The sequence below is a fragment of the Pantoea sp. FN0302 genome (assembly GCF_050113775.1).
Lineage (GTDB): Bacteria > Pseudomonadota > Gammaproteobacteria > Enterobacterales > Enterobacteriaceae > Mixta > Mixta alhagi.
The window spans coordinates 58,994-70,945 of record NZ_JBNJSM010000009.1; the positions used below are offsets into that span (position 1 = coordinate 58,994).

Sequence of the window (11,952 nt, forward strand, 5' to 3'; positions counted from 1 at the left end):
CACCATGCAGGAACGACATTTCACCGGCAGCGATGCCGCTTTTTCCGGGGCGAACAGCAATAACCCGCTGGTCGCCGCCGCGAACCCTTTGCTTAATGCAATTCCCCAGATTCGCCATTCCGTATCTCATGACGATCCGGCCGCACTGCGTCAACGACTGATCGATCAGGTCAGGCATTTTGAAAAAAACAGCCAGCGCGCCGGGCTGCCCTATGAGGTTATCGTCGGTGCGCGCTATTGCCTGTGTACTGCGCTGGACGAGGCGGCGGCGCTTACGCCGTGGGGAAGTCGTGGCGTCTGGCCCGGCAACGGTTTGCTGGTCACCTTTCATAACGAAACCTGGGGCGGCGAGAAATTTTTTCAGCTACTGGCGAAGCTGTCGCAAAACCCGCGTGAGCATATCTACCTGCTGGAGCTGATTAACTACTGCTTGTTGCTGGGGTTTGAAGGGCGTTACCGCGTGCTGGACAATGGCCGTTCACAGCTCGAGACCATCAAACAGCGTCTGCTGCAGATGATCCGTGGCGTGCGCGGCGGCTATCCGGCGCCCTTGTCGCCGCATCCGGAAGATCGCCCGGTGATGCGCAAAATGTGGCGTCCGGTGGTGCCGCTTTGGGCCTGCGCGGCGCTTGCCGGTTTTATCGCCTGTTTGCTCTATATCATTCTCAACTGGCGGCTGGGCGATTACACCAGCCCGGTGCTGGCCTCGGTGTATCAAACGCCGCTGCCGGAAGTCACGATTCATTATCCTGCGCCGCGCGCGCCTGCGGTGCTTAATCTGCGCGCCTTCCTGCGTCCTGAAATTGAACAGGGTCTGGTAGCTGTACGTGACGAGGCGGATCAAAGCGTCGTCACGCTGAAAGGCGATGGCCTGTTCGCTTCTGGATCTACTGCGGTGCGTGATCGTTATGAAACGGTGATCGACCGTGTGGCGCAGGCGATGGATAACGTCAGCGGGAAAATTCTGGTCATTGGCTACAGCGACAACGTACCGATTCGCAGCGCACGTTTTGCCTCTAACTATGAGCTGTCACTGGCGCGTGCGCAGTCGGTGCAGGAGATGCTGCAAAAGCATCTGTCGCAACCGGCGCGCGCCAGGGCAGAAGGGCGGGGCGAAACCAATCCGCTGGTGCCAAATACCACGGCTGAGAACCGCGCCCGAAATCGCCGGGTGGAGATCATCCTGTTAGTTTCGCCAGACAACACGCGGGCGGAGCTGAATGGACTGCAGCAAGGGAACTAACAGATGCTGAATATTTTGTTTTCCATTATAACCAGCCGGTTGATGTGGGGCTTTGTCGGCATTACCGCGCTCTCTTTTATTATCTGGGTGATCGGGCCGGTTTTTTCCATTGTGGATTCACGCCCGCTGGAGTCAGAGCAGAATCGTCTTATCAGTATTGGCCTGCTCTATGTAGTGTGGGGTATCAGCAACCTGGCGCCACGCCTGTATAACGCCTGGATCAACCGCAAGCTGATGGGCAGCCTGAGCAGCAGCGAGCAGCCTGACGGCAGCGATCGCAAACGGCTGACCAATGAAGAGCAGGTACTGGCCGAGCGCTTTGATGAGGCTTCTCAGCTATTAAAAAAAGCACACTTCAATCGCGCAGGCCGTGGCAATCCGTTCTGGGCGCAGCGCTTTAGCCGCCAGTATCTTTATCAGCTTCCCTGGTATGTGATTATCGGTGCGCCCGGCGCCGGTAAAACCACCGCGCTGGTGAATTCCGGGCTGCAGTTTCCGCTGGCGGATCGCTTCGGCAAAACGGCGCTGCGCGGCATTGGCGGCACCCGCAACTGCGACTGGTGGTTTACTAATGAGGCGGTGCTGCTGGATACCGCTGGTCGTTACACCATGCAGGAGAGCCAGCAGGCGCAGGATGGCAGCGAATGGCAAAAATTTGTCGATCTGCTGCGCAAGTATCGTGGTCGTCAGCCGATTAACGGCGTGATTGTCACCATTAGCGTTTCCGATCTGTTAACTCAGTCGGCAGAGGCTTCACAGCAGCAGGCGATCAATTTGCGCCAGCGCCTGATGGAGCTACATGAACAACTGGGCATTCGCTTTCCGGTCTACGTGCTGGTGACCAAAGCGGATCTGTTAAAAGGATTCCGTGCCTGGTTTTCTAAGCTGGACAAAGCGCAGCGCGAGCAAATCTGGGGCTTTACCTTTCCCTGGGAGCGCGCAAAGCAGGCCGACTTTGATTTAGCCAGCGCTTTTACGCAGGAGTATGCGCTGCTGCAACAGCGCCTTGACGCAGGTCTGGCGGATACGCTGATTATGGAAAGCGACGCTCAGGCACGCGCAGAAAGTTATCTTTTCCCGCAGGAGTTTGCTGCACTGCGTCCGCTGTTGGCTGACTATCTCAACACGGTGTTCGCCCGATCCAATTTTGAAACCCAGTTTTCGCCACGCGGCATCTATTTTGCCAGCGGCACGCAGGAAGGCTTGCCTTTCGATCGCGTGATGGGCGAGCTGAGCCGCGCGCTGCATCTGCCGCAGGTGGATGAGCAGGGCGGTAACAGCGGGGCCTGGAATAGCGTACAGAAAGAGGCGCCGATTCCGGCAGCCAAAGGACAGAGCTTCTTCCTGAAGGATTTGCTGACCAACGTAATCTTTCAGGAGGCGGGGCTGGCCGGCAGCAACCGCTGGTGGGAGCTGCGCAACCGCGCCGTGCTGTGGTCAGGCTACGCTGCTCTGCTGGCGCTGTTGATTGTGGTTTCGCTGCTATGGTTCACCAGCTACGGCAACAATAAAAGCTATCTGCAGGAAGTGCAGGCGAAAGTGCCAACCGTCGAAGCGCAGAGCAAAAATCTGCAGGCCAGTGGCGAAAGCGATCTGTTTGCTCTGTTGCCGTTCCTGGACAGCGTGCTGGCACTGCCGGAAAGCCAGGCGTTTGATCTTAACGATCCACCGATAACGCGTCGCATGGGGCTTTATCGCGGCGTCGAGGTCAGTGATGCCAGCCAGACGCTTTATCAAAAATCGTTAAAGCAGCTGCTGTTGCCACAGGTCGCCCAACTGATTACCAGCTGGTTACGCAACGATAATGGCAGCGATGCGGACTACAGCTATGAAGCGTTAAAAGCGTATCAGATGCTTTATCAGCCGCAGCACTACGATGGTAAATTTCTGCATGCCTGGGTCATGCTGAACGTGCGGCGCAACCTGCCACAAAACATTACTCAGACGCAGATCGCTCAGCTGGATCGACATCTGGCGCAGCTGCTGGAAACGCAGATTCAGGCCTCGCCTTATGCCCGGGATGAGGCGCTGGTAAAGCGCGAGCAGGCGCTGATTAATCAGATGCCCTTGTCTGGCCGGGTTTATGGCCGCCTCAGACGTCTGCTGGAACAGGATGAAAATCTGTCGTCGGTTTCACTTGCCGACCTGGGCGGGCCGCAAAGTGAGTTAGTGTTTACTCGCAAAAGCGGCAAAGCGATTAGCGAAGGCATTCCCGGCCTTTATACGCCGCAAGGTTACTGGAACAACTTCGATAAAAATATTGCGGCGGTAACAGCGGCATTGCATCAGGATGATGCGTGGGTATTAGGCGGTGCGGTGGCGGATGAGGATAAAGCACAAACCGATAACGCCGTGCGTCAGCTCTATATGAGCGATTTTATCCGTCACTGGGATAATCTGCTAACCGATATTCAGTTGAACAATAGTGCCGATCTGTCGCAGCGCATTAACAGTGCGCGCCTGCTTTCCAGCAACAGTTCGCCGTTACGTAAGCTGGTTATTAACCTCAGCCACATGCTGATGCTGGAGCGTCTGCCAGCGGAAAAAGATCCGCAGCAGGCGGACGAAAAAGGCAATAGCGCGACCCGCACGCTGGAGGCGCTGTTCCGCTCTCGCCAGCCCGCTCAGGGAGCCGCGACCCAGCAGCAGACGCCAGAGCAGCGCGTGACCGAACATTACGCGCCGATTATCGAACTGGCTCAGCCGCTGGAGCAGGGCGGAAAAACCATCGTCTTTGATGATTTCCTCAAACAGATCGACGAGCTTTATCGCTATTTAACGGCGGTACAGGATGCGGCCAATAGCGGAATGCCGCCACCGCCGGGTGACGCGATCAGCCGTTTGCAGGCGAGCGCCGGCAGATTACCGGGATCGCTGCAAAATATGTTTACCAACATGGCCGTGGGTGCCAGCAGTGATGCGCAGCGGCGTGATATGGAAAACGTACGCAAGCGCATTAACGTTGAGGTCGGCAGCTTCTGCCGCCAGGCGATAGCCGGTCGTTACCCTTTGGTGCGTTCGGCCCGAAGTGAAGTCACACCGGACGATTTGGCACGCATGTTTGCTCCAGGCACCGGGCTTATGGACAGCTTCTTCCGCGATAATCTGGCGACGAAAGTGGATACCACGCATGCAAGCTGGCGTTTTATGCCGGGCATTGATGGTAAAAGCCTGCCGGGTGGCGAAGGGTTACTGCGTCCTTTCCAGCAGGCGCAGAGCATTCGTGACGCCTTCTTTGCCAACGGCGCCACTACGCCTTCGTTCCGCGTCACCATCCGCACGGTGCGTATGGATAACAACATTCTCAACCTGACGCTGGATGTTGACGGACAGCTGTTGCGTTACAGCCACGGCCCGCAGGCGGTGCAGTTGATGAGCTGGCCCGGTAACGGCGGCACGCGTCAGGTGCGTATGCAACTGGGGCTGGTGGATGGCACTACCTCTACGCTGGTTACCAACGGCGCCTGGGCGCTGAACCGCTTTTTCGATCGTGCGCAGCTGACCTCGGGCAGCAACAGCCTTAGCCGTCAGGCAACCTTCAATATCGATGGACACCGCATAACCCTGGAATTTACCCCGAACAGTATTCGGAACCCGTTCCAGCTTCCTGGTTTCGCATGCCCATAACCGCAAGGAAATGATAATGAGCCACTCTCCTGCGATCGGTTGGTACGGGAAATTGCCCAGCGCCGGTGACTTTTTGCAGCGCCGTTTTCCTGATGCGTTAGCCCGTCAGTGGACCCACTGGTTTCAGATAGGGCTGCTGAACTGGCAAAAAAATGAAGCGCAGCGTCCCGGCGAGCCGCACCGATTCGCGAAAGCGCCGGTATGGAATTTTGTGGTACCGCCCATGCTGGGCAGCCAGCTGGTGCAGATGGGATGTCTGTTGCCCGCGCGCGATAGCGTAGGCCGTCAGTATCCTGTTTGTGCTCTGTTCAGCTTTACGCCAGCCGAATGGTCAGCGGGGCGGCTGGCAATGGCGGGCGAATGGTATCAGCAGTTGGGACGCACTCTGATGCATGCGGTGCATAACGTCTACTCTGCTGAACAGCTCGATCGGGCGCTGCTGGCCATCCCTACGCCGCAGGACCCTGCCGGTCAGACCGCGCACTCGGATATTTTAGATGTCATTGGCTATGGCGATATCGCCACCAACCTGAGCTGGAAGCAGGTGGCCGACTGTTTTGATCCACAGCGTTATACCAGCTTTTGGTGGACCAATCAGGCCGACAACTATCCGCTTTATACCCACCTGCACAGCGGCAATTTTACCGGTCAGCTCTTTTCGCTGCTGTTCGATCCGGCAGGCGGAGCCAGACCTGGCCGACATGGGCTCTATCCGCCCATGTTTGAATAATCTTCCGACTTGAGAATAACGATGAATATCGATGCGTTACTTGCTCCGGTTAGCAGTGAAAAACCGTGCGGCGAAAATCTGGAATATGACGCTGACTATATGGCGATGAACCAGGCCAGCGAAGGGAAGGCGGAGCAGCAATTTGGCGACACCATTATTCCTGCCGAGCCTGCCGACTGGAACAAAGTGGAACGGCTGGCGACCGGACTGTTGGCACGGACGAAAGATCTGCGCGTGATGTTAGCACTTACTCACGCATGGACGCATATGAAAGGGCTTCCGGGCTACGCCAGCGGGCTGAAGCTGATTCAGCAGGCGCTGCTGCTTTATTGGGAGCCGCTCTATCCGCTGCTGGAAGAGTATGGCGAACGCGATCCCTTCTATCGCATTAACGCACTGGCGGCGCTGGGTGATAAATCTGAGCTGACTGCCGCACTGCGTCAGGCTCCGCTTCTGCGTACCGCCGCCGATCAAATCTCTTTACGCGACGCCTGCTCTTTACTGGATGGCAGCAAAACGGACGTGGCCGATTATCCCGGCGGACGTGCGCGCTTAAATGATGAACTGGCCAGAGGCGATCAGCCCGGCATTGAAGCGATTCAACAGATAAGTGAGCGCCTGCAAACTATTCGGGAAACGCTGGCGGAACACCTGGGTGAAAGCGGTGTGCCAGAGATGGAACAGCTGCAAAAAATGGTGAATCTGGTGGCGCAATCCTGCCAGGCCACGGATTTAAGCACGCTGATGCCAGGTAATGCAGACACTTCCGCGCAGCCTGCCGCTGATAACACCGCGCCTGCCGCACCGGCGCGTTCGCAAACCGACTGGCGCAGCAGCGAAATCACGTCACGCGCTGAAGCGCAGTTAATGCTGGAAAAGGTGAAGCAATACTTCTCTCGTTACGAACCCAGCCATCCCGCTCCGCTAATGATCGATCGCGTTCAGCGCGTCATTGAACTCGATTTTATGGAGATCATTCGCGACCTGGCACCCGATGGCGTGCATCAACTTGAAAACATTTTTGGTCGCCGCGATTAAGCAGCAAACCCCTTATATGGCAGCGTGCCCGCTGCTGACTTTACCGCGCATATCCGATGGAGAACCTCATGGCATCTAAATCCAGTGGGCAGAAATTTATCGCCCGTAACCGCGCGCCGCGCGTGCAAATTGAATACGACGTAGAGATCTATGGCGCCGAGCGCAAAATTCAGTTGCCGTTTATCATGGGCGTAATGGCTGACCTGGTTGGTAAACCAGCAGAGCCGCAACCGGGCGTTGATGAGCGTAAGTTTCTGGAAATCGATATCGATAACTTTGACGAACGTATGAAGGCGCTAAAGCCGCGCGTGGCGTTCCAGGTGGATAATACGCTGACCGATGAAGGACGGCTGAATGTTGAACTGACTTTTGAAAGCATGGAAGATTTCTCGCCGGATGCGGTGGCGCGTAAGGTTGAGCCGCTGAACAAGCTGCTTGAAGCGCGCACTCAGCTCTCTAACCTGCTGACCTATATGGATGGCAAAAACGGTGCGGAAGAGCTGATTGCCAAAATTTTGCAGGATCCTACGCTGCTGAAATCGCTGGGCCATCTGCCGAAATCTGAAGAAACCGTTAAAGGTGATGAGGAGTAACAATGAGCAATCCATCACAACAACAGCTACAGCAGGCGCAGCAAACCTGGGATCAGGATGAATTTAGCGCGCTGCTGAACAAAGAGTTTCGTCCGAAAAGCGACCAGGCGCGTGCCGCAGTGGAAAGCGCGGTAAAAACCCTGGCGCAGCAGGCGCTGGAAAACAGCGTGACCGTGTCTGACGATGCTTACCGCACTATTCAGGCGCTGATTGCGGAAATTGATGAAAAGCTGTCGCGTCAGGTTAACCAGATTATTCACCATGAAGATTTTCAGAAGCTGGAAGGCGCATGGCGCGGTCTGAGCTATCTGGTCAATAATACTGAAACCGATGAGATGCTGAAAATTCGCTTTATGAGCATCTCTAAACAGGAGCTGGGCCGCACGCTGAAGCGCTATAAAGGCGTGGGCTGGGATCAAAGCCCTATCTTCAAGAAAATCTATGAAGAAGAGTATGGTCAGTTCGGCGGTGAGCCGTTTGGCTGCCTGGTAGGCGATTACTATTTCGATCACAGCCCGCAGGATGTAGAGCTGCTGAGCGAAATGGCGCGCATTGGTGCGGCGGCGCACTGTCCGTTTATCGCGGGCACCGCGCCGAGCGTGATGCAGATGGAATCCTGGCAGGAGCTGGCCAACCCGCGCGATCTCACCAAAATCTTCCAGAACAGCGAATATGCTGCCTGGCGCAGTCTGCGTGAATCAGAAGATGCGCGTTATCTGGGCCTGGTGATGCCGCGCTTCCTGGCGCGCCTGCCGTATGGCATTCGCACCAACCCGGTAGACAGCTTCGATTTTGAAGAAGAGACCGACGGTGCCAGCCACGGCAACTACACATGGACCAACGCCGCTTATGCCATGGCTGCCAACATCAACCGTTCGTTTAAAGAGTTTGGCTGGTGTACGTCTATTCGCGGCGTAGAATCAGGCGGCGCGGTAGAAAATTTACCGTGTCACACCTTCCCCAGCGACGACGGCGGCGTGGATATGAAATGTCCGACCGAAATCGCCATCAGCGATCGTCGTGAAGCCGAGCTGGCGAAAAACGGCTTTATGCCGCTGGTGCACCGCAAGAACTCTGACTTCGCCGCCTTTATTGGCGCACAGTCATTGCAGAAGCCGACGGAGTATCATGATGCGGACGCCACGGCAAACGCCCGTCTCGCTGCCCGCCTGCCTTATCTGTTCGCCTGCTGCCGCTTCGCGCATTATCTGAAGTGCATCGTGCGCGACAAGATTGGTTCTTTCCGCGAGCGTGAAGAGATGGAGCGCTGGCTAAACGACTGGGTGATGAACTATGTGGATGGCGACCCGGCCAACTCCTCGCAGGAAACCAAATCCCGCAAGCCGCTGGCTTCAGCCGAAGTGCTGGTGGAAGAGATTGAAGATAACCCAGGTTACTACGCCGCCAAGTTCTTCCTGCGTCCGCATTATCAGCTGGAAGGTCTGACCGTATCGTTGCGCCTGGTTTCCAAACTGCCGTCACTGAAAACCAATGATGCGTAAATAAATTAGTCGGGCGTGACGCCACGCCCGTTGTTTGATGCTGCATGATCGCTGAAACGTAGCGGATGAAAGGCTTCATCATGTTATCGGTTTTTCATCCTGATAAAAATAACGTATGTAAGTTCAAAAAAGGGAAGAAATGAATCTTTCAGGTAGCGTTGGCTGGAAAGGGCGTAACCAACATAGCGATGTAAAGTTGGTTCAACAGCAGTTAAAAAAACATAGTTTTCCACAGCTAGCTGATGATGGTTTTTGCGGCAGCAAAACTATCCAGGCGATAAGGATGTTTCAGTTGGGTTTTATGCGTCATCCGGATGGATTGATCGATCCGCATGGCGTCACCTGGCGCAAACTAACAGTCTCACCTGTTGTACCGGCTGCGCAGCGACCTGTCGTTGTCGATGAGCACCCTATCAGCGGTCTGTTAATTGTATCTGTTGGGCAGATTACTTTTAATGCTGAAGGCAACGATATCCCCAATAACAGAAACTTTAGTCGCCGTATTCATTGGCCAGGTAACGCAGCTTCTGGCGTTACTCTCGGGCGAGGCTACGATCTTGGTAACCGTTCTAAGGCAATGGTATATAATGATCTTATCCGTGCTGGCGTGCCTGACGTACAGGCGGCATTAATTGCTGAAGGCGCAGGTAAAAAAGGAGAGGCGGCGCGCGTTTTTGTTCAAAATAATCGGGATGCTATCGGTACCATTAGCCATGTGATGCAGATCCGTCTTTTTGAAATTATTTATCCTGCATACGTTACATCTGCCAAATCTAATTATGAATCCTGGACGCGTCCTTATCCTGAGCGTGTGAATTGGGATAACCTTTTAAAGCCGATCAGAGAAATTATGATTGACTTTGTTTATCAGGGATTCACTAAAGGCGAAGCGCCAATGAAGGCGGGTATGAAAAATGATATAGATGAGCTTATCCACTATATCGAAAATAGCCCGACAATGAGTCGCTACGAAGCTGGTCGTCAACGTGCAAACTATCTAAGAAGAAACAGGTGAGGTTGGAAATGAAGCGAAATATTTTAGCAATGGCAGGCGTGTTATTCCTGACCTGTAGTTACGCTTACGCCGAAGATAACTGTAGCTCGGCGCAAACGGATACCGAAATCAATAGTTGTTGGGCTAAAGAAAAAAGCAGCGCAGAGAACGAACTAAACGCTGAATATGCCAGCGCGAAGCAGCGAATCGCTAAAGCCTACACCACGCATAAAGAGCTATTGACGCAGTACAACGCTATTCTGTTAGATTCACAGCGTGGATGGTTAAAATATCGCGATAACCAATGCAGGCTGGAAGCCTTTATGGCTGATGAAAAGTCTGCTGTCTATGCTTCCCTGATCGATCAATGTATTTCCCGTATTGATCGTGAAAGAGTGACACAGCTTAAAAGCATACCTTACGAATAGATTCAAATAAATACTGTACGGTAAAAGACTGCTTATCCGCAGCACATCGCAATATTTAATTAATATTAATTTTTCCTGTAAAAATATTAATTCTAATTAAAATTTTGCCTGCTTTCTTTGAGAGCAGGCAGAAACGAGGCAGAGGTAAAATATGGACTGTTTTATTCAGCCCCATGCTTTCCTGTTTGCCATATCACTGCTTTATCGAAAGCAACTTTAACCAATAAAGAGTAGATAATTATGGCTATTGATATGTTCCTGAAGGTTGACGGTGTAACCGGTGAGTCTCAGGACTCCAACCACAAAGGCTGGACCGACATCACTTCTTTCTCCTGGGGCGCATCCCAGCCGGGCAACATGGCTGTTGGCGGCGGCGGCGGCGCGGGTAAAGTGAACTTTAACGATCTGCACGTTAACGCGCTGATCGACAAGTCTACTACTGCGATTCTGAAGCATTGTGCCAGCGGTAAGCACCTGACCAAAGTTGAACTGTCTGTATGTAAAGCCGGCGGCCAGCAGGTTGAATATACCAAAATCACGCTGGAAGATGTGCTGGTTACCTCCGTACAGTATACCGGTTCTGATAATGGCGATCTGGTAGGCGTTGCCTATGCATTCCAGGCTGCGAAAGTTAAACAGCAGTACTGGGAGCAGACTTCTTCTGGCGGTAAAGGCGCAGAAAGCAGCGCTGGCTGGAACATCAAAGAAAACAAAGAAGCGTAATAGCTTTCACCCGCCCGTTTACGGGCGGGTATATTTATGGATAGCGTTGTTGAAAGGAATAGAGTGAATACGTCATTTCCGATTTTCTTTATCTGTCTTGCAACTATGCTTTTTTCAATGCGAGCTAATGCAAAATCAGAATACAGTGCTGAACAATACATAAAAAACTATGCTTTAAGCGTCTGTGTTGCTAAAAGGTATAATAGTAAGGAAGTTAAAGATGACGCTTCTGCTGCGGCACGTGGTTATCTGGAGTTTGGCGATTACTCTTTAGCTGCTCATAGTGCAGTAAGAAAGCTGGTGGATGAGTTTCTTGCAAAAACATATTCCAGTCAGTCCGGCGAGCCAATGACCTTAGCTAAATGTATCGATGTTTATCATAGTGCTGAACTGGAAAATATCGTTAAGCAATATAAAGGAAAAGAAGATGGCTAAGATGGCGGAGGTTATTATTACATCTATAAATAAAAGCTTGTGAAGTTTAATTTCGAGTTTTTGACTACGCACAGATAATGTAAAAGTAAAGATAATAATATGCTTGAAATAAATGTTAATAAAATCTGGCGATAAAAAGTCTTTCATATGAATATCAAAGTATTGTACCTGGGGCTCGCAATATTTCTTTCGGGGTGTAATTTGGAACGGCCATTTTATCACCCTTTGCCGGTAAAGGTTGAACAAGGGAGATTATGTTTCACTGCCCCTGAAGAAAATAGTCATAACATTATTTTAAAAGTTGATCCTCCCTACATTTCATTGCACAACGGTGATTCATGGGAAACAGTAATACTATCCGAGGAAGCTACTCAAGGACAGAAAGTAATAGCTGGAGAGTGTATTTTTTGGAATGAAATAAAATGGTTGCCTGGCGAATATGATGTGGCGGTCAAGATTAAAAAGGAGAGCTCTCTGGAAAAACGTTACTTCACTCATTTTATTTTGGGGGAAAATGAACAAGGGCACCTTTTTTTGGAGAAATAGTTCGATTGAGAATCAAACTTTAACTAAGGATCTCTCTGCTCGAAACTATACAGCTTATTGGTAGCAGGGAGTTAATATATAAATTACTAATGA

11 protein-coding genes are annotated in these 11,952 nt (G+C 52.5%); all 11 read left to right on the forward strand.

Annotated features, from left to right (window positions below; all coding sequences use genetic code 11):
- Window positions 1-4 precede the first annotated feature (4 nt).
- The 11 genes from ACQE32_RS19330 (at window position 5) to ACQE32_RS19380 (ending at window position 11,859) form a co-directional block, all read left to right on the forward strand.
- The gene (locus ACQE32_RS19330; RefSeq protein ID WP_427022274.1) at window positions 5-1,243 is read left to right on the forward strand and encodes a DotU family type VI secretion system protein; all 1,239 of its coding nucleotides are present in this window, start codon (window positions 5-7) and stop codon (window positions 1,241-1,243) included.
- Window positions 1,244-1,246: 3 nt separating this feature from the next.
- A complete protein-coding gene (gene tssM / locus ACQE32_RS19335) occupies window positions 1,247-4,870 on the forward strand; it encodes a type VI secretion system membrane subunit TssM (protein ID WP_427022275.1) in 3,624 nt (1,207 codons plus the stop codon).
- Between the two features lie 16 nt (window positions 4,871-4,886).
- Window positions 4,887-5,600: a type VI secretion system-associated protein TagF gene (gene tagF / locus ACQE32_RS19340; protein ID WP_426975142.1), complete on the forward strand. Its 714-nt coding sequence runs from the start codon at window positions 4,887-4,889 to the stop codon at window positions 5,598-5,600.
- A 21-nt stretch (window positions 5,601-5,621) separates the two neighbouring features.
- A complete protein-coding gene (gene tssA / locus ACQE32_RS19345) occupies window positions 5,622-6,638 on the forward strand; it encodes a type VI secretion system protein TssA (RefSeq protein ID WP_427022276.1) in 1,017 nt (338 codons plus the stop codon).
- Between the two features lie 68 nt (window positions 6,639-6,706).
- On the forward strand, window positions 6,707-7,231 hold the full coding sequence (gene tssB, locus ACQE32_RS19350) for a type VI secretion system contractile sheath small subunit (RefSeq protein WP_085068116.1): 525 nt from the start codon (window positions 6,707-6,709) through the stop codon (window positions 7,229-7,231).
- Window positions 7,232-7,233: 2 nt separating this feature from the next.
- Window positions 7,234-8,733 carry a type VI secretion system contractile sheath large subunit gene (tssC, locus tag ACQE32_RS19355; RefSeq protein WP_250651731.1) on the forward strand — a complete coding sequence of 500 codons (1,500 nt, stop codon included), beginning with the start codon at window positions 7,234-7,236 and terminating at the stop codon, window positions 8,731-8,733.
- Window positions 8,734-8,872: 139 nt separating this feature from the next.
- Window positions 8,873-9,748: a peptidoglycan-binding protein gene (locus tag ACQE32_RS19360; protein ID WP_427022277.1), complete on the forward strand. Its 876-nt coding sequence runs from the start codon at window positions 8,873-8,875 to the stop codon at window positions 9,746-9,748.
- Window positions 9,749-9,756: 8 nt separating this feature from the next.
- On the forward strand, window positions 9,757-10,155 hold the full coding sequence (locus tag ACQE32_RS19365; RefSeq protein WP_427022278.1) for a lysozyme inhibitor LprI family protein: 399 nt from the start codon (window positions 9,757-9,759) through the stop codon (window positions 10,153-10,155).
- A gap of 240 nt (window positions 10,156-10,395) precedes the next feature.
- Window positions 10,396-10,878, forward strand: coding sequence for an Hcp family type VI secretion system effector (locus tag ACQE32_RS19370; RefSeq protein WP_250651736.1), 483 nt, complete (start codon window positions 10,396-10,398; stop codon window positions 10,876-10,878).
- A gap of 105 nt (window positions 10,879-10,983) precedes the next feature.
- Window positions 10,984-11,313 carry a T6SS amidase immunity protein Tai4 family protein gene (locus ACQE32_RS19375; RefSeq protein ID WP_427022289.1) on the forward strand — a complete coding sequence of 110 codons (330 nt, stop codon included), beginning with the start codon at window positions 10,984-10,986 and terminating at the stop codon, window positions 11,311-11,313.
- Window positions 11,314-11,460: 147 nt separating this feature from the next.
- On the forward strand, window positions 11,461-11,859 hold the full coding sequence (locus ACQE32_RS19380; protein ID WP_427022279.1) for a putative T6SS immunity periplasmic lipoprotein: 399 nt from the start codon (window positions 11,461-11,463) through the stop codon (window positions 11,857-11,859).
- Window positions 11,860-11,952: the final 93 nt, after the last annotated feature.